This window comes from Micromonospora profundi (genome assembly GCF_011927785.1).
Lineage (GTDB): Bacteria > Actinomycetota > Actinomycetes > Mycobacteriales > Micromonosporaceae > Micromonospora > Micromonospora profundi.
The window spans coordinates 6,022,364-6,045,096 of the sequence record NZ_JAATJK010000001.1 but is presented as its reverse complement, the minus strand read 5'-3'; the positions used below and the strand labels follow the sequence as shown (position 1 = coordinate 6,045,096).

At 71.5% G+C, this 22,733-nt stretch carries 24 protein-coding genes; 13 read left to right on the top strand and 11 right to left on the bottom strand.

What is annotated here, in order from left to right; all coding sequences use genetic code 11:
• Positions 1-50: 50 nt before the first annotated feature.
• The 3 genes from F4558_RS26990 to F4558_RS26980 form a co-directional block, all read right to left on the bottom strand.
• Complete coding sequence (locus tag F4558_RS26990) at positions 51-773, bottom strand: AIM24 family protein (protein ID WP_053651572.1); 723 nt, start codon at positions 771-773, stop codon at positions 51-53.
• 107 nt (positions 774-880) lie between these two features.
• The gene (locus F4558_RS26985) at positions 881-1,228 is read right to left on the bottom strand and encodes a metallopeptidase family protein (RefSeq protein WP_312877449.1); all 348 of its coding nucleotides are present in this window, start codon (positions 1,226-1,228) and stop codon (positions 881-883) included.
• A 168-nt stretch (positions 1,229-1,396) separates the two neighbouring features.
• Positions 1,397-1,828 carry an OsmC family protein gene (locus F4558_RS26980; protein WP_053651575.1) on the bottom strand — a complete coding sequence of 144 codons (432 nt, stop codon included), beginning with the start codon at positions 1,826-1,828 and terminating at the stop codon, positions 1,397-1,399.
• Positions 1,829-2,000: 172 nt separating this feature from the next.
• On the opposite strand from F4558_RS26980, the gene F4558_RS26975 reads away from it, so the two are divergent.
• The 3 genes from F4558_RS26975 to F4558_RS26965 all read left to right on the top strand — a co-directional run bounded on the left by F4558_RS26975 (position 2,001) and on the right by F4558_RS26965 (position 4,593).
• The gene (locus F4558_RS26975; protein ID WP_167946486.1) at positions 2,001-2,747 is read left to right on the top strand and encodes a hypothetical protein; all 747 of its coding nucleotides are present in this window, start codon (positions 2,001-2,003) and stop codon (positions 2,745-2,747) included.
• Between the two features lie 212 nt (positions 2,748-2,959).
• Entirely contained in the window at positions 2,960-3,781 is an 822-nt protein-coding gene (locus F4558_RS26970; protein ID WP_167946484.1) for an HAD family hydrolase, read from the top strand.
• A complete protein-coding gene (locus F4558_RS26965) occupies positions 3,781-4,593 on the top strand; it encodes an HAD family hydrolase (protein WP_167946482.1) in 813 nt (270 codons plus the stop codon). Before F4558_RS26970 ends, F4558_RS26965 begins: the two co-directional genes overlap by 1 nt.
• Positions 4,594-4,600: 7 nt before the next feature.
• On the opposite strand, the gene F4558_RS26960 is transcribed toward F4558_RS26965, so the two are convergent.
• The gene (locus F4558_RS26960; RefSeq protein ID WP_053651583.1) at positions 4,601-5,203 is read right to left on the bottom strand and encodes a bacterial proteasome activator family protein; all 603 of its coding nucleotides are present in this window, start codon (positions 5,201-5,203) and stop codon (positions 4,601-4,603) included.
• Positions 5,204-5,295: 92 nt separating this feature from the next.
• On the opposite strand from F4558_RS26960, the gene F4558_RS26955 reads away from it, so the two are divergent.
• Both F4558_RS26955 and F4558_RS26950 read left to right on the top strand, forming a co-directional pair.
• Entirely contained in the window at positions 5,296-6,093 is a 798-nt protein-coding gene (locus F4558_RS26955; protein ID WP_053651585.1) for an alpha/beta hydrolase family protein, read from the top strand.
• Between the two features lie 79 nt (positions 6,094-6,172).
• A complete protein-coding gene (locus F4558_RS26950; protein WP_167946480.1) occupies positions 6,173-7,360 on the top strand; it encodes an ABC transporter substrate-binding protein in 1,188 nt (395 codons plus the stop codon).
• Between the two features lie 75 nt (positions 7,361-7,435).
• Here F4558_RS26950 and ddaH read toward each other — a convergent pair whose 3' ends face one another.
• Positions 7,436-8,269 (bottom strand): dimethylargininase, encoded by an 834-nt coding sequence (gene ddaH, locus F4558_RS26945; protein WP_334550341.1) that lies wholly within the window; start codon positions 8,267-8,269, stop codon positions 7,436-7,438.
• Positions 8,270-8,328: 59 nt separating this feature from the next.
• Between ddaH and F4558_RS26940 the strand changes: the two genes are divergently transcribed.
• Together F4558_RS26940 and F4558_RS26935 are read left to right on the top strand one after the other, a co-directional pair.
• On the top strand, positions 8,329-8,787 hold the full coding sequence (locus F4558_RS26940; RefSeq protein WP_053651590.1) for an Lrp/AsnC family transcriptional regulator: 459 nt from the start codon (positions 8,329-8,331) through the stop codon (positions 8,785-8,787).
• A 79-nt stretch (positions 8,788-8,866) separates the two neighbouring features.
• The gene (locus F4558_RS26935) at positions 8,867-9,823 is read left to right on the top strand and encodes a zinc-binding dehydrogenase (RefSeq protein WP_167946478.1); all 957 of its coding nucleotides are present in this window, start codon (positions 8,867-8,869) and stop codon (positions 9,821-9,823) included.
• A gap of 5 nt (positions 9,824-9,828) precedes the next feature.
• Here the strand turns inward: F4558_RS26935 and F4558_RS26930 are convergent, their stop codons facing one another.
• From F4558_RS26930 to mobA, 3 genes are all read right to left on the bottom strand, one after another.
• Positions 9,829-10,935 (bottom strand): T3SS (YopN, CesT) and YbjN peptide-binding chaperone 1, encoded by a 1,107-nt coding sequence (locus F4558_RS26930; protein WP_053651594.1) that lies wholly within the window; start codon positions 10,933-10,935, stop codon positions 9,829-9,831.
• Positions 10,936-11,016: 81 nt separating this feature from the next.
• A complete protein-coding gene (locus F4558_RS26925) occupies positions 11,017-11,310 on the bottom strand; it encodes a DUF6457 domain-containing protein (RefSeq protein WP_167946476.1) in 294 nt (97 codons plus the stop codon).
• A complete protein-coding gene (gene mobA, locus F4558_RS26920) occupies positions 11,307-12,002 on the bottom strand; it encodes a molybdenum cofactor guanylyltransferase (protein ID WP_167946474.1) in 696 nt (231 codons plus the stop codon). Before mobA ends, F4558_RS26925 begins: the two co-directional genes overlap by 4 nt.
• A gap of 155 nt (positions 12,003-12,157) precedes the next feature.
• Between mobA and fdhD the strand changes: the two genes are divergently transcribed.
• Entirely contained in the window at positions 12,158-13,012 is an 855-nt protein-coding gene (gene fdhD / locus F4558_RS26915) for a formate dehydrogenase accessory sulfurtransferase FdhD (RefSeq protein WP_167946472.1), read from the top strand.
• On the opposite strand, the gene F4558_RS26910 is transcribed toward fdhD, so the two are convergent.
• The 3 genes from F4558_RS26910 to F4558_RS26895 form a co-directional block, all read right to left on the bottom strand.
• A complete protein-coding gene (locus tag F4558_RS26910; protein WP_167946470.1) occupies positions 13,002-13,715 on the bottom strand; it encodes a GAP family protein in 714 nt (237 codons plus the stop codon). The two genes, fdhD and F4558_RS26910, sit on opposite strands and share 11 nt — an antisense overlap.
• A gap of 83 nt (positions 13,716-13,798) precedes the next feature.
• On the bottom strand, positions 13,799-14,380 hold the full coding sequence (locus F4558_RS26905) for a TetR/AcrR family transcriptional regulator (RefSeq protein ID WP_053651598.1): 582 nt from the start codon (positions 14,378-14,380) through the stop codon (positions 13,799-13,801).
• Between the two features lie 418 nt (positions 14,381-14,798).
• Positions 14,799-15,845: a DUF4192 domain-containing protein gene (locus tag F4558_RS26895; RefSeq protein WP_167946468.1), complete on the bottom strand. Its 1,047-nt coding sequence runs from the start codon at positions 15,843-15,845 to the stop codon at positions 14,799-14,801.
• A 162-nt stretch (positions 15,846-16,007) separates the two neighbouring features.
• Here F4558_RS26895 and F4558_RS26890 point away from each other — a divergent pair, with 162 nt between their 5' ends.
• The 5 genes from F4558_RS26890 to F4558_RS26870 all read left to right on the top strand — a co-directional run bounded on the left by F4558_RS26890 (position 16,008) and on the right by F4558_RS26870 (position 22,707).
• Positions 16,008-16,922, top strand: coding sequence for a fructosamine kinase family protein (locus tag F4558_RS26890; RefSeq protein ID WP_167946466.1), 915 nt, complete (start codon positions 16,008-16,010; stop codon positions 16,920-16,922).
• Positions 16,919-17,932 (top strand): GTP 3',8-cyclase MoaA, encoded by a 1,014-nt coding sequence (gene moaA, locus F4558_RS26885; RefSeq protein ID WP_167946464.1) that lies wholly within the window; start codon positions 16,919-16,921, stop codon positions 17,930-17,932. Before F4558_RS26890 ends, moaA begins: the two co-directional genes overlap by 4 nt.
• 3 nt (positions 17,933-17,935) lie before the next feature.
• Positions 17,936-18,190: a MoaD/ThiS family protein gene (locus F4558_RS26880; protein WP_167946462.1), complete on the top strand. Its 255-nt coding sequence runs from the start codon at positions 17,936-17,938 to the stop codon at positions 18,188-18,190.
• A gap of 13 nt (positions 18,191-18,203) precedes the next feature.
• The gene (locus F4558_RS26875; protein ID WP_053651607.1) at positions 18,204-19,448 is read left to right on the top strand and encodes a metallophosphoesterase; all 1,245 of its coding nucleotides are present in this window, start codon (positions 18,204-18,206) and stop codon (positions 19,446-19,448) included.
• Between the two features lie 61 nt (positions 19,449-19,509).
• The gene (locus tag F4558_RS26870) at positions 19,510-22,707 is read left to right on the top strand and encodes a UvrD-helicase domain-containing protein (RefSeq protein ID WP_167946460.1); all 3,198 of its coding nucleotides are present in this window, start codon (positions 19,510-19,512) and stop codon (positions 22,705-22,707) included.
• The last annotated feature ends 26 nt before the right edge of the window (positions 22,708-22,733 follow it).

Genomic DNA, 22,733 nt, shown 5'->3' with positions numbered 1-22,733 from the left:
GGCTGGGCGACCCCGCACGACTGACGCGCCCGCCCAGCCAACCGAACGGGTCAGCTCAGCAGGCCGCCGAGCAGGCCGCCCTCCTGCTGCTGCTCGCCGCTGCCCCTGACCGGCGGTTCCTCGGACGGCTGCACCACGACGAAGCCGTGCCCGGCGAAGCTCATCGTGTACGCCTCACCGGTGCGCCGGCCCAGCAGTGTGCCGAGACCGAGCTGCTCGGCGCGGTGGTAGCCGGTCTGGAGGTTAGCCGACCAGCAGACCGCGGCCTGCGGGTCGACGTACGTCGGGGCGTCCACGTTGAGCACCACAGGGGTGCCCTTGGTGGTGATGGCGATCCGGCCGTAGCCGCTGAAGACGCAGTTGAACAGGCCCGACGAGGAGGTCATGCCGGCGCCACCGACCATCCTGATGTCGTACTGGAGGGTCGAGTCGAAGGCGAGCACGCTGGAGCCGTTGATGGAGAGCGCGTCGCCCGGCTCCAGGTCGATGATGTGCACGTCCTTGGCCAACTCGGCAAGGAAGACGTCACCCTGGCCGGTGACCTTCATCAGCGGTACGCCCTCGCCGGTGAGCTTCTGCTTGAGGAACTTGCCGAGCCCGCCCGAGCCCAACGCCTGGAACTGCACGTTTCCCTGGTAGGCGACCATGGACCCGACCCGGGCCATCGCCTCACCGTTGAGCTCGATCTTCAACATCTTGGAGTTCTGCAGCCGCATGCCGGGCTGCGCGGACTCCTTCTCGAGGTTCTCGGCGGAGAACAGCTCGCTGCGCATGAAAGGTGCCTCCTGAAAGGTCGCGGTTGCTGCACCGACGGTAGGCGACTCCAGCAAGCACGGACCATCAGCCGAGCGGCGTGCCGCTGCCGGGAGGTGGGGCGGGGTCAGCCCCAGCCCAGCGCGTGCAGTCGTGCGTCGTCGATGCCGAAGTGGTGGGCGATCTCGTGGACCACCGTGACGGCCACCTCGTCGACGACGTCCTCGTCGCTGTCGCAGATCCGCAGGATCGGGCGGCGGTAGATGAAGATCCGGTCCGGCAGCACGCCGGCGTAGTCCCAGCCCCGGTCGGTGAGCGCGTGCCCTTCGTAGAGGCCGAGCAGGTCGGGCTCGGTGGGCGGCGGGTCGTCCTCGACCAGGATCACGACGTTGTTCATGAGGCCGAGCAGTTCCCCGGGCACATCGTCGAGGGCGTCACCGACCAACTCTTCGAAACGCTCGCGGGTCATCTCCACCGGCACGCCACCATTGTGCCCGACGTCCGGCCGATCGGCCCGGTCACGCCGCAGGACCTGATCGAGGGCCGGCGGAGAAGGCGCGATGCCCGCGCGCTCGCGGAGGGAGCGGCCGCCCGGTCGGGCGGCCGCTCCCTCCGTGAACGTACGGGGTAGGGGTCCGTCGCCTCAGGAGGCCAGGCGAGCGGTGAGGGTGATCTCGGCACCCGGCGAGAGCAGGCGGGAGATCGGGCAGTTCGCCTTGGCGGCCTCGGCGAGCTTCTGGAACTCCGCCTCGTCGATCCCGGGCACCTGGCCGACGGTCTCCAGGTCGATCCGGGTCACGGTCATCCCGGCGTCGGTCTTGTCCAGGTGGACCTTGGCGGTGGTCTCGACGGAGGTGGGCGTCGAGCCGGCGTCGGCGAGGCCCTTCGAGAACGCCATCGAGAAGCAGCCAGCGTGCGCCGCGGCGATCAACTCCTCGGGGTTGGTGCCCTCGCCCTCCTCGAAGCGTGACTTGAAGGAGTAGTTGCCGGACAGGCCGCCCTTACCGGTGCGGACCGTGCCGGAACCCTCGGTGAGATTGCCCTGCCATTGTGCGGAAGCGGTACGGATTGGCATGAGGAGAACGCTAGCGGAAAGGTGACCGCCGAGCGACCGACCGGCACCGACGCCCGCCCTGCGATCCCTGTCACCTGATCGCGGTTCGGCGTGGGCGACTTCGCCAACGCGACCAGCCACTCGCTCTGTGCCATGATTCGACGCAGGCCCGTGACCGGCGGAAGGATGGCCGATGTCCGATGAGCTGCCGATCCCCCGCCAGGGCGACCCGTCCGACGGACCGAGCGTGATCGAGTGGGGTGGCGACGACGAGCCCAACGAGCGTCGACGCTTCGGCTTGTCGCTCACCGGCTTCACCCGCGATCCCCGGCTGCCCCTGTTGCTCGCCGGGCTCGGCGGGGTCGCCGGGGTCGCTTCGCTGATCGGCGAGTGGCTGGTGATGACCCTGCCCAACAGCGGGCCGGTCGGGACCAGCACCATCGACGTTCCGGCCGGTGTGTCCGACATTGGCGGTTTCGGGGTCGGCTACCTGGTGGGTCTTCTCGGCCTGGTCTGCACCGTCGCGTTGGCGCTGCGGGGCACTGCGTCCGTCCGGCAGAACGCCCGGCTGATGGGGCTCGCCCTCGCCGGATCCCTGCTGGCGCTGCTGATCGCCGCGACGGCGACGCTGAACGACAGCGGTCAGCGGACCTACTTCTACGCACCGCAGGACGGTTTCCGGGTCGAGTACGGCCGCGGTCTGGTGATGGCGTTCGTCGCCTGCGTGCTGCTCGGGGCGGCCCTGCGGCTGGCCCCGAGCGCCCCCGAGCAGGTGCAGGCGGGGCCGACTGCCGACCACCACCCCGACGACGGGGCACCGGAGCGCGGTTGGCGCCGCCGCCGGGACCGGACCTCGACCCCGGAGGACGGCCTGCCCGCGCCGGCCGACCTGACCGTCACGTCGGCGGCACCGTTCACGCATCCCCAACCTCCGGCCTGAGCTGCGCGCCCCTGGCCCCGACGGGTCAGTGAGCGCACCCGCCTGACCTGCCGTTTCGGCGACACCGACGGTAGGCCGCCCGTTGGTTACCGATTCGCCTGGAAGCCGTGGTTGCGACCGCTCACGCGAGGTACGGTTGCTGCCCGCCGTCACGCCGGGTTCGATCCGGGACCGCACGGCAGGCTGCGACGGCGGCGGGCGAAGGAGGAACCATGACCCGCCCGGGACTACCCAAGCTGATCGCCACCGACCTCGACGGAACGCTGGTACGCAGCGACGAGACCGTCTCCGCGTACACCCATGGGGTGCTGGACCGGGTGCGGGCCGCCGGAATTCCGGTAGTGGCCGCCACCGGACGCGGCCCCCGATTGACCGAACTGACCCGCAACGACATCCGGGCCGCCGACTTCCTGGTGATGGCCGGTGGCGGTCGGGTCGTCGACCAGAGCGACCCGACCGGCCCGGTGGTGCTCCGCGACGAGCGGCTGGCCGGCGAGGTGCTCGCCCAGTTGCTCGCCGACCTGGAGGCGGCGGCCGGCCCGCTGACCGTCATGGTCGAGGCGTCCGATGAGCACGACGCCCCGCTGTGGGGTGACTACCACGCGAGCTGGCCCTACCAGGACCGGTTCGAGGCGCGCAGCCGTGCGGAGTGCCTCTCCGGTGACGTGATCAAGGCGTTCGCGCGCACCGCCGACCACCACGTGGATGAGCTGCTGGCGGTGGCCCGCCAGGTCATCCCGCCGCACATCGCCACGCTCACCCAGGCCGGGCTCGGCTTCATCGAGATCTGCCCGCCCGGCGTGGACAAGGCGTCCGGGCTGACGGCTGTCGCACAGACCCTCGGTGTCGACCCGGGTGACGTGCTGGTCTTCGGTGACATGCCCAACGACCTGCCGATGTTCGAGTGGGCCGGCTGGTCCCGGGTGGCCGTTGCCAACGCGCACCCGATGGTGCGCGCCATAGCCGACGAGGTGACCCTGCGCAACGACGACGACGGGGTGGCCGTCTACCTGGACCGACTACTGTCCCGGTGATGGGAGAGACCCCTCGACTCGTCGCCACCGACATTGACGGCACGCTGATCCGCGACGACCACACGGTCAGCGCCCGCACCGCTGGCGTGCTCGCCCGGCTCGTCGCGCAGGGCACGCCGGTCGTTCTGGTCACCGGCCGTCCGGTCCGCTGGCTCAAAATGGTGTACGAGCAGCTGGCCGAGCCGCTGCCGGCGGTGTGCGCAAACGGCGCCGTGGTCTACGACCCGGTACGCGACGAGGTGCTGCGGGCCGACCCGCTCGCTCCGCAGCACCTCGCCGAGGTGGCCGAACGGCTACGCGCCGAGGTGCCCGGCATCAGCTTCGCCGTGGAGATCCTGGACAGCCGGGAGATGCGTCACGAGACGCACTACCCGCTGCGCTGGGATGCCGACGTCGACGGCATCCGGCCGATCGCGACGCCGGAAGAGCTGCTCTCCCTGCCGGCGGTGAAGCTGCTTGCCCGGGCCGGCGAGCAGGACCCGGACGCGTTCGCCGCGCTGATCGCCACGGCGGTGGCGGGGCTCGCCGAGGCGACGCACTCGTCGTCGTCCGGGCTGGTGGAGATCTCCGCGGCCGGAGTGACAAAGGCGGCAGGGCTCGACTGGTACTGCGACCGGCTCGGCATTGCCGCGGCGGACGTCGTTGCCTTCGGTGACATGCCCAACGACGTACCCATGTTGACCTGGGCCGGGCGCGGCGTGGCGGTGGCAAACGCGCACCGCGCCGTCCTGGCGGTCGCCGACGAGGTGACGTCGGCGAACTCCGAGGACGGCGTGGCGGCGTACCTGGAGAAGATTTTCGGGGTGGGCTGAGCGCCGATCAGAGGTACTGGCCGGTGCTGTGCCCCTCGCCGCCGGCCGGCTGACCGATGCCTGGCATCCCGGGCACCATCCCGCCGGCTCCGCCAGGGCCGCTGGGCAGCGCCTGCCGGCCGCCGCGCATCTGCTCCAGCTGCACCCGGGCGGCCATCTGCTGGGCGACAAGGGCCGCCTGGATGCCGTGGAACAGGCCCTCCAGCCAGCCGACGAGCTGGGCGTGCGCGATCCGCAGCTCGCCCTCGCTCGGTGCCTTGTCCTCCGTGAAGGGCAGCGAGATCCGCTCCAGCTCGTCGCGCAGCTCGGGGGCAAGGCCCTCCTTGAGCTCGACGATCGAGCGCTCGTGGATCTCCCGCATGCGGTGCCTGCTGGCGTCGTCAAGGGGAGCCGCCTTGACCTCCTCCAGCAACTGCTTGATCATGCTGCCGATCCGCATCACCTTGGCCGGCTGTTCGACCAGGCGGGTCGGGTCCTCACCCTGCCCCTCCTCGGTCTGCACCGTGCCGATCGGCCGCCCGTCCGCGCCGACCACCACCACGGTGCCGGAGTGGCCGGAGTCGTCGGAGCCGGGCTCATCGTTCTGTCCAGCGGAGTGCGCTTCGGTCATGGGTCCATCTTTACCCAGCCCGCGCGAGCCATGCCGCCCGGGACCAACTCCCGGGGCCACGCCACCCGGGCATGACGCGCTACCGTCGCGCCATGCCTGCCGACCCACGCGACGTGCTGACCCGGCCCGCGCCCGCGCCGGACCGGACGGTGGCCTACGGCGATCACCCGGACCAGGTGGCCGACCTGCGCTTTCCGGCTGGGGATGGCCCGGCCCGGCCGCTGGTCGTCGTGGTGCACGGCGGCTTCTGGCGGGCCGAGTACGACAGGGGGCACACCGGTCCGCTCGCCGCCGCGCTCGCCGCCGACGGATATCCGGTCGCCCAACTGGAGTACCGGCGCACCGGTCAGCCGGGCGGCGGTTGGCCGGGGACGCTGTCCGACGCGCTGACCGGGATCGCGGCGCTGCCGGAGTTGGCCGCCGAGGCGCTGCCCGGCCGTGTGGACGCTGGCGCCCCGATCGTGGTCGGTCATTCCGCCGGTGGTCACCTGGCGCTGTACGCGGCAGCGACCGCGCCGTCGACGGTGCGCGCGGTGCTCGCGCTGGCCCCGGTGGCCGACCTGGTCGAGGCGTATCGGTGGGATCTGGATTCGGGTGCGGTGACCGCGCTGCTGGGCGGCGGTCCGGCGGAGGTTCCGGACCGGTACGCGGCGACTGACCCGCGATTGCTGGTGCCCACGCGAACACGCACAGTAGTGATACATGGGTCTGTGGATCTTCAGGTTCCGGTGGCGATGAGCCGGGACTTTGTCACAGCGGCACGTGCCGCAGGGTCCGATATTTCCCTTATTGAGCTGCCCGGATGCGAGCATTTCGGGCTGATCGACCCGGAGTCTGCGGCTTGGTCCCGGGTCCTCGATGCATTGCGCTCACTGCACGATGATCATTAACCATTGACGCAGCGTCGTTGAGCAGGTAGAACGCCGGAGGGGCGTGTTCTGCCCTGAAACGCTCCTTGGAAGGAACTCGGTGTCGCAGATGAATCGCAGGCGGGCGCTCCAACTGTTGGCCGCGCTCGGTACCACCGGATTCGCCGCCGGGTGCGGCTCCGACACCGACAGCCAGCCGACCACCAACCGAAGCCCGATCAAGATCGGTCTGATCGTACCCAAGTCCGGCGGCGTCAAGTCCATCGGCGACGACATCACCAACGGCTTCCAGCTCTTCCTCGACCTGCACGACCAACGTCTGGGCGGGCACCCGGTGGAGTTGCTGATCGCCGACGAAGGTGAGACCGCCAAAAGCGGCAAGGCCGCCGTCGACCAACTTCTCAAGCAGAACGTGCTGGCGCTCACCGGGGTGGTCAGCTCGTCGGTGATGGTCGGCATCCGCGACACAGTGGAGGAGGCCCGCGTCCCGCTCATCGGCTCGAACGCCTCGCCGAGCAGCCTCCAGAGCGTCGTCTACATCTGGCGCACGTCGTACGTGCTTGACGAGGCCGGCCGGGCCCTGGGCCGCTACCTGCGCGACCAACTGCCGGCGAACGGCCGGTTGGCGATCATCGTCCCGGAGAACGTGGGCAGCCCCGACGTGGTGCGCGGCTTCCGGCAGGAGTTCGGCGCCACCGACGGGCGCATCGCCGACCCGGTGACAAACACCAACCCCACCACCAGCCCCAACAAGACCACCTACGTGGCGGACATCGAGAAGGCGTTGGCCAAGAAGCCGACGGCGGTCTTCTGCTTCTTCTCGGGCGCGGCCGCCGTGGAGTTCATCAAGCAACTGCGCGACCAGTTCTCCGGGCCCGTCTACGCGCCAGGCTTCCTCACCGAGGGCAACGTGCTGGAGAGCCTAGGCCAGGACGCCCTGGGCATCCAGACCGCCCTGAACTACTCGGCCGACCTCAACAACACGTCGAACCGGGTCTTCGCCTCGGCCTACCGGAAGAAGCACCAGCTCACGCCCACCACCTACGCCATGGCGTCGTACGACGCGGCGCAGGTGCTCGACCAGGCCATCCAGCTGAACGGCGGGTCACCGTCACCTCAGCAGGTCAACCTGGCCCTGGGTCGTATCGGTCAGATCGACAGCCCGCGCGGGATCTGGCAGTTCAACCAGCCACGCACCCCCCAGCAGAAGTGGTACCTGCGGGAGGTGCAGCGCGACGGTCAAGCCACCTCGAACGTGCTGATCAACGAGCTGGCCACCCTGGGCTGAACGCCCGTCGGAGCACGATCAGGGGCCGGCCTCCCGCACGGGAGGCCGGCCCCTGCCGTACGCGGCGGTGAACGGTCAGTGCCGCAGTTCGGCGATGCAGCACTTCACGCTGCCGCCGCCCTTCTTCAACTCGGCCAACTCGACCGGGACCGGTGTGTAGCCGGCGGCCTTGAGCTTGCCGGCCAGCCGGGTGGCTTCGCTGTTGAGGACGACATTCGCGCCGTCGCTCACCAGGTTCAGCCCGAAGGCCAGCGCATCCTCGCCGTCAGCGACCACCGCGTCCGGGAAGAGCTGGGTGAGGACCCGCTGGCTGGCCGCCGAGAACGCGCCGGGGAAGTACACGACGTTCGAGTCGTCGATGGCGGCGAGCGCCACGTCCAGGTGATAAAAGCGAGGGTCGATCAACCGCAGCGACACCACAGGGCGGCCCAGCGCCTCCTGCGCCTCCGCGTGCGCCGCGATCTCGGTCCGGAAGCCGTGCCCGGCCAGGATGAGCCCGCCATGCGCCTCCGGCACGTACGCGAAGTCACCCTCGCCCTCGTTGGTCTCGCTCGGCGCGATGAACCGGCAGCCCTGCGACTCGTAGAAGGCGTGGTGGGCGGCGGCCTCGGCGGCCCGCTGCTCGTGCTTGAACCGCGCGCCGTAGACGCTGCCGTCCACCATGAAGGCGCCGTTGGCGGCGTACACCATGTCGGGCAGGCCCGGTTCGGCCGTCAGCACGTGCACCTCGTGACCGAGGCCGATGAGCGTCTCGCGCAGCCGGTCCCACTGCTTGACGGCCAGGTCCCGGTCGACAGGGGCGGTCACGTCCATCCACGGATTGATCGCGTACTCGACCGCGAAATGCTCCGGCGAGCACATGAGATATGTCCGCTTTCGCGGGAATCGCTGCTGGTCCACGGTCACCAAGAGTAGGTACCGTAGAACTTTGGTAACAGCCACAACCATTGCTTCCCAGAGGCGGAACGTTGCAGATAGACGCCGTAGACCAGCGGATCATTGCGTTGCTCGTTGCCGACGCTCGTGCGTCGTACGCCGACATCGGCACCCGGGTGTCACTCTCCGCCCCAGCGGTCAAGCGTCGGGTGGACCGGCTGCGCGCGACCGGCGTGATCAGAGGGTTCACCGCCGTCGTGGACCCGGCTGCCGTCGGCTGGACCACCGAGGCTTTCGTCGAGCTGTTCTGCGCCGGCCGGACCACCCCCGCGCAGATCGGCGTCGCCGCACGCCGACACCCGGAGGTGGTCGGCGCCTACACCGTCTCCGGCGAGGCGGACGCGCTCGTGCACCTGCGCGCCGCCGACATCGCCCACCTGGAGGCGGCTCTGGAACGGCTCCGCGCCGAGTCGTTCGTGACGTCCACCCGCAGCACCATCGTGCTGTCCCGACTCGCCGAGTCCCCCGGCGTTGGCCCGTCCACCCGCTGACATTGACCTCAACCCGCGTTGAAGTGCTGGACTGCCCCTTCGAGTGGGCGGCGACGCGCGGAACGATCGAGGGGATCTCATGCGGGCAATCTGGTTACGTGAGTTCGGCGGCCCCGACGTGCTGGTGCCCGGCCCGGCACCCGACCCGACGCCCGGCCCCGGTCAGGTGCTGATCGACGTCGCGCACGCGAACATCACCTTCATCGAGACGCAGCTACGCTCCGGTCGACCCGGGCCGTTCCAGGTCACCCCACCGCTCATCCCCGGCAACGGCGTCGGCGGGGTGATCGCCGCAGTCGGGCCGGACGTCGACCCGGCGCTGACCGGGCGCCGGGTCGTCAGCGCCACCGGCGGCTCCGGCGGGTACGCGGAACGGGCGGTGGTGGACGCGGCAGCGCCCTTCGAGGTGCCGGCCGGGCTGGCGCTGGACGACGCGGTTGCCCTGCTGGCCGACGGACGGACCGCCACCCTGCTGGTCGAGGCTGCCGGCGTCCGCCCCGGCGACCGGGTGCTTGTGGAGGCGGCGGCGGGCGGTGTTGGCAGCCTGCTCGTGCAGCTCGCGGCCAGCGCCGGCGCACAGGTGATCGGTGTGGCCGGTGGCGCACGCAAGGTCGACCTGTTGCCCGGCCTCGGTGCCGACCTGGCGGTTGACTACCGCCTGCCCGGCTGGGCCGACCAGGTCCGGCACTCCGTGGGTGGAGTCGACGTGGTGTTCGACGGCGTCGGCGGGCCGACCGCCCGGACGGCGTTCGAGCTGCTGGACCCGGGTGGCCGGATGGCCAGTTTCGGGTTGGCCAGCGGCGAGTGGTCGCCGGTGTCGGCGGAGGACGCCGCAGCCTGGCAGATCATGCTGGTCCGATACGACGCGCCGCCCGCACGGATGCGGGCGTACACCGATCAGGCGCTGGCGGGCGCGGCGGCCGGCCAGCTACGGCCGCTCATCGGCCAGCGCTTTCCCCTGGAACGCGCCGCTGACGCGCACGCCGCCATCGAGGCGCGCGCGACAGTCGGCAAGACCCTGCTGGACGTGGCCTGACCCGCTCAGAGGTACATGCCGGTGCGGTGCTCGGAGTCCTCGCGTCGCACCGGCTTGTCGCCCTCGCTGAAGAACCGCTTGCCGCCGAACTCGCCGTGCAACCGGTCGTCCAACTCGTCGGCGAGACCTGTCATCACCTGCACCGCCAGCATCAGGTGGGTGGCCTGGAAGTTGCGGCCGAACACCGGGATGGACGCCCAGACCGTGTCATCGGCGCAGTAGAGACGACCGATCGGCATCCGGTTGGTCAGCTCGGACAGCTTCACGTAGAGCCGCTCGGTGGGCTCGACCTCGGTGAGCACCGGGGAGAAGACGTCCACCAGCGGCGGGTTGTCGCGCACCCGCACGAAGACCATCGCCGAACCGGCACGGATGTTGATGTCGCCGTCCGAGTCGATCTGCAACCGGTCGGGCTCGGACTTCAGCATCGTGGACACCACTGTGCGTACGCGCTCGGCCAGGTCGAGCACGTCGTCCCGCTCCACCTGCGCGGCGGCCGCCTCGGCCAACGCCTCTTCCAGGTCGCCCTCGACGTCCGCGTCCGGGCCGAACTCGCTGCGCGCGGTGCCCAGCGGCCCCACTGTCAACGGCTCGCCCTCGGCGTCGTGCACCAGGTAGACGAGGAAGGCCGGGTGCGGAGCGCCGTAGACGTCGCGCAGCGTCCGGGACAGCAGCGGGGCGATCCGGGCCGCCTCCGCCGTCGTGCCGTCCAGCCCGAACGAGCCGCCGGACCCGGGCACCACCCCGGGTGGCGACCAGCCCAGCGCCACCATGTCGGCCACGGCGGCGCGGTCCAACCGGTAGCCCTGCGGCAGTGCCGCGTTGCCGACCGCCCGAGCCGAGAGCCCGCCACCGCCAGCCACATCGACGCTGATCGAGTAGACGGCGTCACCCGTGCCGGAGGCCGTGGGGTCCAGAGTCAACTCCAGGTGCGCGCCGACGGGGAGTTCCCGCAGCCGCAGGGCGAGCATCCGGGCAAACTCCTGCCACGCCTCGGTCACCTTGGCCCGCAGGTCGGTGGTGCTGGGTTCGTCGAGCAGAATCGACTCCCCGTGCTCGGTCGTACCGCTGGGCAGCTCACCGTCCGGCGCCGAGGGGTGGTCAGCCGTCATGATCGCCTCCGTCCGTTCCGAACACCCTACCCACGCCCTCCGGAGGCCGAATCCACCCGGACCGGCATCGGACAACGGCGGTCAGGAGACTGTGGGATCGGCCGGGGCGGTGGGGTCGATGGGGTCGGCCGGGGCGCCGCCCAGCGCGACCGGCCAGTTGGCCGCGAGCGCACTGAGCCGGGCCGCGGCGTCCGCCGGGTCGGCGCCCCGACCAACCGCCAACCCCAGCAGGTACGCGGTGACGGGCGCGCCCGGTCGAAGCACCTGGTGGGCGACGTCGCGGGCAAGATCCAGAACCGCCGGAACCGGCACCTGGGTAGGGTCCAGATCCACCTCGGCGCACGCCGCCGTGACCCAGTCGTCGAGCACCGTCATCGCACCCACTCCTTCGCCCGGCGGACGTCATCGTCAGTGTCGCAGTCGAACCAGGGCGGCGGGCCGTCGACGGACCATGGCACCTCCCGCACGACAAGGCCGGCCAGCAGAGCCCGGACGGACGCACCGGCCAGGTCGCCGTCCCGCTCGACAGTCAGCCGCGCCAGCGCGGCCCGCAACGCGGCGACCCGCCACACCCCGCACAGCGACTGCCGCCGGCCGGACGCGTCGACGAAGCACACCCCGTCCGGCCGCTGCTCGCCGTCGACTGCGCCGGTGCGCTCCGGCGGAATGCCGCCGCCTGCGCCGGTGCGCTCTGGCGGAGTGCCGTCGCCCGGCGGGGCGGTTCCGGGGCCGTCGAGGTGGTTCAGCAGCACGCCGAGCGCGGCCCTCGTGAGCAGCGGCAGGTCTGCCGCGAGCAGCGCGACCACTGCCGTGTCCTGGTCGAGCAACGCCAGCCCCGCCGCCGTCGCGGCGACCGGCCCCCCGCCAGGCGGATCCTCCCGGGTGACCCGCACTCCGGCAGGGACCACATCGGCCGGACCGACGAGCACCAGCGGCACGGCATCGGCGACAGCCGCCAGCACCCGGTCGCGCATCGGCAGGCCACCGACCGGAAGCGCGGTCTTGTCCACCCCGCCCATCCGGCGGGCAGCCCCACCGGCGAGCACCACAGCGGCGTACGTCCCCACCCGGTCACGGTAGCCGGATCGACGCCGAACGGCGGTGCCTGCCGGGTGGCCCGATCCCGGGGGGCGTCGTGTCGGAGCCCTGGCGGCCGGTCACTGCGGGTGCCCGATGCCCGGCACTCGTGCGGGCGTACCGGCGCGGGGTGCAGGATGGCGGGATGGGACGGGCAACTGACCGACGGGGCGTACTCCGGATCGACCTGGGCGCGGCGGCCGACGGCCGCCGTTCCGTGCGCCGGCCGGACAACCTGGCGGTGGAGGAACCGCTGGAGATCCGGGTGGGCGCTGCCGGGCCCGGGCGGCGCAAACCCCTCGCCGTCACGATGCGCACGCCCGGCGACGACCTGGACCTGGCCATCGGGTTCCTGTTGACCGAAGGGCTGATCCGGTCGACCGACGACGTGCTTACGGCCCAGCTCTGCGCAGGCGCGGAGACGCCGAACACGTACAACGTGGTGGACGTGGTGCTCGCCCCCGGCGTGCCGGAACCGACCACCGACCCGTCCCGGAACTTCTACACGACCAGTTCCTGCGGGGTCTGCGGCAAGGCCAGCATCGACGCGGTCCGTACCCGGTCACTGTTCCCGGTCGAGGCGGACCAGCTCACCGTTGCGGCAGCCGTCCTCGCCGAGTTGCCCGACCGTCTGCGCGCTGCCCAGCGGGGCTTCGACCGGACCGGCGGGCTGCACGCGGCCGGGCTCTTCACCCCCGCAGGTGACCTGGTGGTGCTGCGGGAGGACGTGGGCAGGCACAACGCGGTGGACAAGGTGATCGGCTGGGCGGTGCGGGAACGCCGACTGCCGCTGGCCGGGCACCTGCTGCTTGTCTCCGGCCGGGCCAGCTTCGAACTGACCCAGAAGGCGTGGATGGCGGGCCTGCCGCTGCTGGCCGCCGTCTCCGCCCCGAGCACCCTCGCCGCCGAGCTGGCCGAGGAGGCGGGGATGACGCTTGTCGGTTTCCTGCGCGGAAACACGATGAACGTCTACGCCCGCCCCGAGCGGGTCACAGTCTGATCACCAGCTCGTCGAGCAGCCCCAGCCGGATCACGGCGTCGCGGGCCAGCAGGAAACCGGCGATGCCGAGGATCCAGCCGAGCATGCCGCCGGAGTGCCGCACGATCCACGCGTTGAGCCGGACCAGCACCGGCTCGACGAGCCTCGGCCACGCCAGCCTTGCCGCGAGCAGCAGGACCGCCGGCAGCACCATGACCAGGCAGTATCCGGCGAGCAATCCCACCATCTGCGCCGTGCCGACCCCGGAGGTGGTCAGCAGACCTATCGCTCCGAGGTACGGCAGCATCGTCGCCACCTCCGCCAGCGCGGCGAGCAGCGCCAACCCCACCAGCCAGCGCGTCGAGGAGTCACCGGCCGTCGCACGGTCCCGCCACCGCAGCACACCGCCACCGCGCGGGCGTCGCTTGCCGTCGTAGCGGAAGCTGAGCGCGAACAGCCCCACCCCGAGGACGAGCTGTGCCCAGAGCACCGGCCGGTTGTCGAACGCCCCGCCGAGGACGTCGGCCAGTCGGCTGCCGCCCACTGCGAGCAACAGCCCGACCGCGAAGTAGAACAGGGTGATCGTGCCCAGGTAGACGAGAATCCGCCGGGCGTTGACCGTTCCTGGCGCGAGCAGCAACCAGACGGGGATGAAGAGGGTGCCGATGCTGGTGCTGTCGACCAGGGCCAGACCGGCGAGCGTCAGCAGCAGTGCGACGCTCACGTGGGGCATTCGCTTCGGAGAGGCACCTGATCATTCTGCGGCGACGCACCGCCGGACAACTCGACCCATGGAACGAACGTCGGCTACATCCTTCGACGGACAGCTCCCGGTGCCCGAGCACCGTCGAGGAAGAGCGCGACGAGCTGAGCGCTGCCGTCGGGTTCCTTCGTGAGGTCGGTCGCGCGTACGAGGTGGAGGAACGCGTTCATGAGGAACCAGGGATCACCTGCGACGTCTCCGGCCTCGACTGCTCCGCGAAAGAGCTCGGCGACCGGGTTGAGAACGCCGTCGACGTACCGCTGTGACACGTCGGTGCGTGTCTCCTCGGAGACGAGGTCGAGCGCGTCGTAGACACGCTGCTCGAAGGAGATGGCCCGGGGGGAGTGCTCCGCCGACACCACTGCGAGCGCCCGCAGCTTCTCCTCAAGCGTCCCTTCGGTTGCCAGCGCCGCCGCGAGGCGGGTACGGAGATCCTCGACGAACCTCAGCGCGACGGCCGCGTAGAGCTCCTCCTTGCCACCGGGAAAGTGGTGGTAGATGGACGGCTTCTGGATGCCCACCGTCCGCGCAACTCCGACCAGGGACACGCCCTGATAGCCCACGGCTGCCAACTGCTCGCCGAAGGCGTCCAGGATCTGCGACCGGGTGTCTGCTGTGGCGGTCATCGGTTCCTCCGAGCGTGGTTGACGGCCAGGACGCAGGCGGCGACTCCAGCGACGACCGTCCGGGGTTCGTCGGTCTCGGCGCGGAACGACGCAGGCGAGGTGGTCAGGAACGTCCGCGTGGTGGGTTCGTCAGTCAGCCCGAGGGTCAGGGTGCGTTCCCCGACCCACCGTTTCAACGACTCCGGGGAGCCCCTGTGCGGTGACCGCGCCGTCGCGGAGCACCACGACGTCGGTGGCGAGGACGTCGGCCTCGTGCAGCGATCCAATGCGTTCCGGGTGCCGTAGGACTTCGTCAGGTCGCTGACGGAGATCGTAGAGGTGGCGGTCATGGAACCCAGCCTACCTATCGGTAGGTAGGCAGCCGGGCTGGGGTGACGCAGCAGACACCGCGCCCCTGGTGGCCACGCATCGGAGCCGGTCAGCTGCGGCCACGCCGGCGCCTCCTGCGGGGGCGGACCACGCCCGGCATTCCGACCGAGGGCCAGCCGTCCAGCTCGGACGGAGGCACGCCCCGCCGCAGCAGGTCGTCCAGGAGGAGGGCGAGCGAATAGTCCGGGTGCAGGCCGAGCGTGCGCTCCAGCGCCACCGCCGCCAGCGCACCCTGCCCAGCTCGCCAGGCGGCGAACGCCAGCAACGCACCGGGCGCGGCGGTGAACTCCGGCTCGGCCCGGCGCAGCACGTCGGTCCAGAGGGCGATGTCCCGGTCACGGCCGTCGGTGCGTTCCCAGGCGTGGTCGCGGACCGGCAGGTGAGTCAGCAGCAGGCACAGCCAGGCGACCTCGTCGTCGTCGAGCAACTCGTCGCAACGCTGGCGGCGCTGCGCCTCCCGGATCGCAGCCGCGCCTGCGGAGCGCACCGCCCGGCCGCCGAGCAGGTCACTGGCGGAGGCGTGCTCGATCAGGTCGGCCAGCCGCCGATCGGCTCGGACGGTGGCGGCGCGCAGCGCGTCCCGGGCGGAGCCCTGCACTGGCGCGACCTGCGCCACGAGGGCCGCCCGGTCAGGCAACGCAACCTGGCCGGCGAAGACGGCCGACGCGGTGACGGGATTGGCCGCCGGGTCGTAGGGCCGACCCTCGGGTGGGCAGCAGTCGGCCTCGGTGCAGAGGTAGGACCACCATCGACCGTCGGTCACCCGCAGCGCGTCGAGCACGTCCAGGCCGGCTCCTGTCAGGGCGATGCGGACGGCGTCCACGCTCGGGGTGACCCGGTCGGGCGGCCCGTAACCTACGACGGTGGCGGCCTCCGCGCCCTGCCGGTGGATCACTCCGGCGAGGTGCCGGGCCTGGTCGACCGGATCGGTGGACGGGTCGGGCAGGTCGGCGCGGGCGGCGAAGATGATCTGCCGGCCGAGCAGCGCCACAGCGACCACACTGTCGGCGGGATGGAAGCCGAGCAGGTACGGCACGGCGGCGAGCAGGTCGGCAGGTGAGCGGACGGCGAGCTGCGGGCGTTCGGTCGAGGTCATGTCGGCAGCCTGCGGGGCGGCCCTCCGGCTGCGCCGCCCCTGTGGATGACACGCGGCTTATCCACAGCTACGCAGCGTATTCGGCCTGGTAATCGCCGATCACGCATGCCTCGATGTGGTCGCGTACACCCGGGTGTCACGGGCAGCGGCTACCGTGCGCTGATGGACCTGGCGTACCTGCGCGCGCACCCGGCACACCTGCCGACGTTCCTGACCCATCAGCGGATCCGGGAGACGCCGGTCGCCGGTGGGGACATCTGCGCCGCAGCTCGGCTCACCCTCGACGACGGCCACTCGATCTTCACCAAGTCCTGGCCGGAGCGGGCCGACCAACCGGCGCCGGAGGGCTTCTTCGCCAGCGAGGCCGCCGGGCTGCGCTGGCTGCGGGAGGCCGACGCTGTGGGCGTACCCGAGGTGATCGTGGCGCTGCCCGACCTGTTGGCGCTCGACTGGCTGGAGCCCGGCGAGCCGACGCCCACGGCGGCCGAGCGGTTCGGTCGGGAGTTGGCCGGCCTGCACCGGGCCGGTCCGCCGGCCTTCGGCGCGACCTGGCCCGGCTTCATCGGGGCGCTCCCGCAGGACAACACCGTCGACGACCGGCAGTGGTCGACGTGGTTCGCCGAGCGTCGACTCGTTCCCTACCTGCGTCGATCGGTCGACGGTGGCGCGTTGGAAGGTGCCGACGCGGCGGTGGTCGAGCAGGTCATCGGCAGGATCGGCGAGTTCGGCGGGGACGAGCCGCCCGCCCGCATCCACGGTGACCTGTGGCCGGGCAATGTGCTGTGGGGTGCCGAGGGGCGGGTCTGGCTTGTCGACCCGGCGGCGCACGGCGGGCATCGGGAGACAGATCTCGCCCAGTTGGCGCTCTTCGGCGGCATCCCCCACCTGGATCGGGTCCTGGCGGCCTACCGGGAGACCTGGCCGCTGCCGGACGGATGGCGTGCCCGGGTGCCTCTGCATCAACTGCATCTGCTGCTCGTGCACACAGCGCTCTTCGGTGCCAGCTACCGGGATGCGGTCGTCCAGACCGCCGGTGCCGCTCTGAGCGGGCTCGAGCGCGCTACGGTCGACAGGTGAGCGTCGCCCCGCCGACCGACGGCGTCCTCGTCGACCGGTACGGCCGCGTCGCGCGGGACCTTCGCGTGTCCCTCACCGACAAGTGCAACCTGCGGTGCACCTACTGCATGCCGGCCGAAGGGCTGCCCTGGCTCGCGGGTCCGCAACTGCTGACCGACGACGAGATCGTCCGGCTGGTCCGGGTGGCCGTCGAGCGGCTCGGCGTGACAGAGGTGCGGTTCACCGGCGGTGAGCCACTGATCCGACCCGGGCTGGTCGGCATCGTGGCCTCGGTCGCCGCGCTCATGCCCCGCCCTCGCATCTCGCTCACCACGAACGGCATCGGCCTCGACCGGCTGGCTCCCGCGCTGGCCACGGCCGGCCTGGATCGGGTGAACGTCTCGCTGGACACCCTCGACGCGGCCCGGTTCACGCAGCTGACCCGCCGTCCCCGCCTGGACGCGGTGCTCGCCGGTCTCGCCGGAGCGGCTGCCGCCGGCCTCAACCCGGTGAAGATCAATTCGGTGTTGATGCGCGGCGTCAACGAGGACGAGGCGCCGGCACTGCTCCGCTTCGCCGTCGACAACGGCTACCAGTTGCGGATCATCGAACAGATGCCGCTGGACGCGCAGCACGGCTGGGACCGCACCACGATGGTGACCGCCGAGGAGATCCTGGCCTCTCTGCGTACCCGGTTCGATCTGAGCCCCGACCCGGCCGAGCGCGGCGCGGCCCCGGCGGAGACCTGGTTGGTAGACGGCGGCCCAGCCCGGGTCGGCGTGATCGCCAGCGTCACCCGCCCTTTCTGCGGCGACTGTGACCGCACCCGGCTGACCGCCGACGGCCAGGTCCGCGCCTGCCTGTTCGCCACGGAGGAATCCGACCTGCGGGCGGCCCTGCGCAGTGGCGCGACCGACGACGAGTTGGCCCAGCGGTGGCGCACCGCGATGTGGGGCAAGCGCGCCGGGCACGGCATCGACGACCCGGCCTTCCTCCAGCCAACCCGGCCGATGTCCGCGATCGGAGGCTGAGGCGTGACCCAGGACCAGCTGACCGTCCGCTACTTCGCGGGCGCGCGTGCCGCGGCCGGGCGCTCCGAGGAGACGGCGCCCGCCGGCCGGTCGCTCGACGACCTCACCGCCGACCTGGCCCAGCGGCACGGTGATCGGCTCGCCACCGTGCTGCGGGTCGCCAGTTTCCTCGTGGACGGCGTCACCTGTCATGATCGGCAGGCACCCCTGCCCGGCGGGGCCACGATCGATGTCCTGCCCCCGTTCGCGGGCGGCTGAGGGAGGCGCACGGATGTTGGCGGTACTCGGGTTCGTGACCGTGCTGGCTTTGGTCACCGGCCTCATCCACCTCTACCTGTGGAAGCGGCTGATCCGCGACACCACAGCGCCGGGCCGCCGGCGACGGGTCGGTGGGATCGCCGCCCTGGTGCTGGCGCTGCTCGTGCCGGCCACCATGGCCGGCACGCAGGCCGGTCTCTACTGGCTCGCCTGGCCGGGCTACCTCTGGCTCGCGCTGATGTTCTACCTGCTGGTCGTCCTCGTCGTGCTCGAAGTGCCGATGCTCGTGGCCCGGCTGGTGCTCCGCCGCCGCGTGACCGCCGCCGAGCCGACCACCGCGGCACCCGAGCCGGTGCTCGTCGGCGCCGCCGGGCCCACCGAGCCTCCGGCCGCCGCCGCCGTGCGGACACCGGACCACGACCCGGCCCGCCGGCTGCTGCTGGCCCGCGGGGCGGCCATCTTCGCCGGCCTCACCGCCACCGGCATCACGGGGTACGGCATCCGCACGGCCCTCGGCCCACCACAACTCGACAGGGTGCAGATCCCGCTCGCGAAGCTCCCGCGCAGCATGGACGGCCTCCGCATCGCCACCGTCTCCGACATCCACATCGGCCCGCTGCGTGGTCGTGCGCACACCGAGCGGATCGTCGCCGCGATCAACCGTCTCGACGCCGATCTGGTGGCCGTCGTCGGTGACCTGGTCGACGGTTCCGTCGCCGAGTTGGGCTCGGCCGCCGCGCCACTGCGTGACCTGCGTTCGAGATACGGCAGCTTCTTCGTCACCGGCAACCACGAGTACTACTCGGGGGTGGAGGAGTGGGTCCAGGAGGTGGACCGGCTCGGCCTGCGGGTGCTGCAGAACAAGCGGCAGGAGATCCAGGCCCGGGGTGGCGTGCTCGACCTGGCCGGTGTGAACGACCTGTCCGGCACGGGCACCGGCCTCGCCGCTGGCCCGGACTTCGCCGCCGCCCTCGGTGATCGCGATCCGAGCCGCCCGGTGGTGCTGCTCGCGCATCAGCCCGTGGCGGCGAAGGAAGCGGCCCGGTACGGCGTCGACCTGCAACTCTCCGGGCACACCCACGGCGGGCAGATGGTGCCGTTCAACCTCGCCGTCCGCCTGGAACAGCCGGTGGTCAGTGGCCTCGGTGAGGTCGACGGCACCAAGGTCTACGTGACGAACGGCGCCGGTTTCTGGGGTCCGCCGGTGAGGGTCGGCGCCGAACCGCAGATCACCCTCGTGGAGTTGCGCTCGTCATAGCGGACGTCACGTCCGCGCGTGGCGGTAGGCGGTGGGCATGGCGCACGTGACAGGATGCGGCGTGCCCCCGTTCAGCGCCGTACCCCCCGGTGGCTTCCCGCCTTTCGTCGCGGACCTGCACATCCACTCGAAATATTCGCGCGCGTGCAGCCGCGATCTCACGCTGCCGAACCTGGCGTGGTGGGCCCGGCGCAAGGGCATCGCCCTGCTCGGCACCGGTGATTTCACCCATCCCGCCTGGTACGACCACCTGCGGGAGACGCTGCGCCCGGCCGAGCCGGGGCTCTACCGCCTGGACCCGGAGGCGGAACGCGACATCGCCCGTCGGCTGCCGCCGCGCCTCGCCGGCACGACCGACGCGGACGCGGTGCGGTTCATGCTGAGCGTGGAGATCTCCACCATCTACAAGCGGGACGACCGCACCCGCAAGGTGCACCACCTGATCTATCTGCCGGACCTGGATGCGGTGGCCCGGTTCAACACAGCGCTGGGGCGGATCGGCAACCTCGGCTCGGACGGCCGGCCGATCCTCGGTCTGGACTCCCGGGACCTGCTGGAGATCACCCTGGAGGCGAGCCCGGATGGCTACCTCGTCCCGGCGCACATCTGGACGCCGTGGTTCTCGGCGCTGGGCTCGAAGTCCGGCTTCGACGCGATCGCCGACTGCTACGCCGACCTGGCCGAGCACATCTTCGCCGTGGAGACCGGGCTCTCCTCCGACCCGGCGATGAACTGGCGGGTCGGCAGTCTGGACGGCTATCAACTGGTCTCCAACTCCGACGCGCACTCCCCACCGGCGCTGGGCCGCGAGGCCACTGTGCTGGCGGCCGAACGGGACTACTTCGCCATCCGGGAGGCGCTGCGGACCGGCGACGGTCTCGCCGGCACCATCGAGTTCTTCCCCGAGGAGGGCAAGTACCACGCGGACGGGCACCGGCTGTGCGGGGTGAACTGGTCCCCGGAGCGCACCCGGGCTGCCGACGGGCGCTGCCCCGAGTGCGGCAAGCCGCTCACAGTGGGCGTCCTCAGCCGCATCGAGGAGTTGGCCGACCGCCCGGACGGGCACCGACCGGCACACGCCCGCGACGTCACCCACCTGGTGCCGCTCGCCGAGATCCTCGGTGAGATCAACAAGGTGGGCGCGCGTTCGAAGAAGGTGGAGGGGCGGCTCAACGAGTTGCTCGCCGCGCTCGGCCCCGAGCTGGAGATCCTCACCACGACACCGTTGCCGGACATCGCCCAGGCCGGGGGCGAGTTGCTCGCGGAGGGCATCGGTCGACTGCGGCGCGGCGACGTACGCCGGGTGCCCGGCTACGACGGCGAGTACGGCGTCATCACCCTCTTCGATCCGGCGGAGCTGGGAGCCGGTGCCGGTACGGCACAGGAGACGCTGTTCGACGTACCTGTGCCGGCGCAGCGGCGGCCCACCGAGCCGGCGGCCCGCTCCACGGCCAAGCGCCCGGCGGCGGCGAAGGCGGAGCCGAAGCGGAAGGCTCCGGCGCCGCCTCCTGCTCCGCCGATCGCGTCGCCGCCGTCGCCGCACGAGCCGTTCGAACCGATGCTCGCGGGGATGGAGGAGGTCGGCACCGGTCTGCTGGACCGGCTGGACGCGATGCAGCGGGTTGCGGCGTCCGCGCCCGGCGGCCCGCTGCTCATCGTGGCCGGTCCGGGCACCGGGAAGACCCGGACGCTCACCCACCGGATCGCGTACCTCTGTGCGGAGCTGAACGTCTTTCCCGAGCACTGCCTGGCCATCACCTTCACCAGGCGGGCGGCCGAGGAGCTGCGGCACCGTCTCGACAGCCTGCTCGGCCCGGTCGCCGAGGACGTCACGGTGGGTACGTTCCACGCGCTGGGGCTGACGATCCTGCGGGAGAACGCCGAGGCTGCGGGCCTGCCGGCCGACTTCCGGATCGCCGACGACGGCGAGCGCGCGGCGGCCCGGTCGGAGGCCGGCGACGACCTCACCAGCTATGTGGCGCTGCTGCGCAAGCAGGATCTGGTCGACCTGGACGAGCTGGTGAGCCTGCCGGTGGAGTTGCTGCGGGCCGACCGGAAGCTTGTCGAGCGGTACCGGGACCGCTGGCGGTGGATCTTCGTCGACGAGTACCAGGACGTCGACGCGGTGCAGTACGAGCTGCTTCGGCTACTCAGCCCCGCCGACGGCAACCTCTGCGCGATCGGCGACCCGGACCAGGCGATCTACTCGTTCCGGGGTGCCGACGTCGGCTACTTCCTGCGCTTCTCCCAGGACTTCACGGACGCCCGGCTGGTCCGGCTCAACCGCAACTACCGCTCGTCGGCACCGATCCTGGCCGCCGCCGTGCAGGCCATCGCGCCGTCTTCGCTGGTGCGTGGCCGGCGACTGGACCCGGCCCGACTCGACCCGGAGGCGCCGCTCGTCGGCCGCTACCCGGCGGCGTCGGTCGCCGAGGAGGCCGACTTCGTGGTCCGTACCGTCGACGAACTGGTCGGCGGGCTGTCCCACCGCTCGCTGGACTCGGGCCGGATCGACGGCCGGGTCACCACCCTGTCGTTCTCCGACATCGCCGTGCTGTACCGCACCGACGCGCAAGCCGCCCCGATCGTGGACGCACTGGCCCGGGCCAACATCCCGGTGCAGAAGCGCTCGCACGACCGGCTGCGGGACCGACCCGGGGTGGCAGCCATCGCCCGCGAGTTGCGGCACGCCGACGGGTTGGCCGGTTCGCTGGCCGCCCGGGTGCGCCTGGCCGGCCAGGTCGTCGCGGAACGGTTCGCGGTGCCCACCCTCGACGGCGCCGCCAGCACGGTACGCCCCGAGGACGTCCGCTCGGCCGTGGACCTGCTGACCCCACTTGCCCGACGTTGCGGCGACGACCTGGAGATGTTCCTGTCGCAGTTGGCCACCGGCGCCGAGGTGGACGCCCTCGACCCGCGCGCCGAGGCGGTCACGCTGCTGACCCTGCACGCCGCCAAGGGTCTGGAGTTCCCTGTGGTGTTCCTGGTCGGTGCCGAGGATGGGCTACTGCCGCTGCGCTGGCCCGGCTCGACATCCGACGAGGACGCGGTCGCCGAGGAACGTCGACTCTTCTTCGTCGGCCTGACCCGCGCCCAGGACCGCCTGTACGTCAGCCATGCCGCCCGCCGCACCCGGCACGGTGTGGAGCGCGACTGCTCGCCGTCACCGTTCCTCGGTGCCATCGACCCGGGCCTGTTCGAGCGGTTCGGCGAGACCGAGCCGCGCCGCCCGAAGGACCGCCAGCTCCGCCTGATCTGACGGTCCGGTGCGCGGGGGGGCGCGGG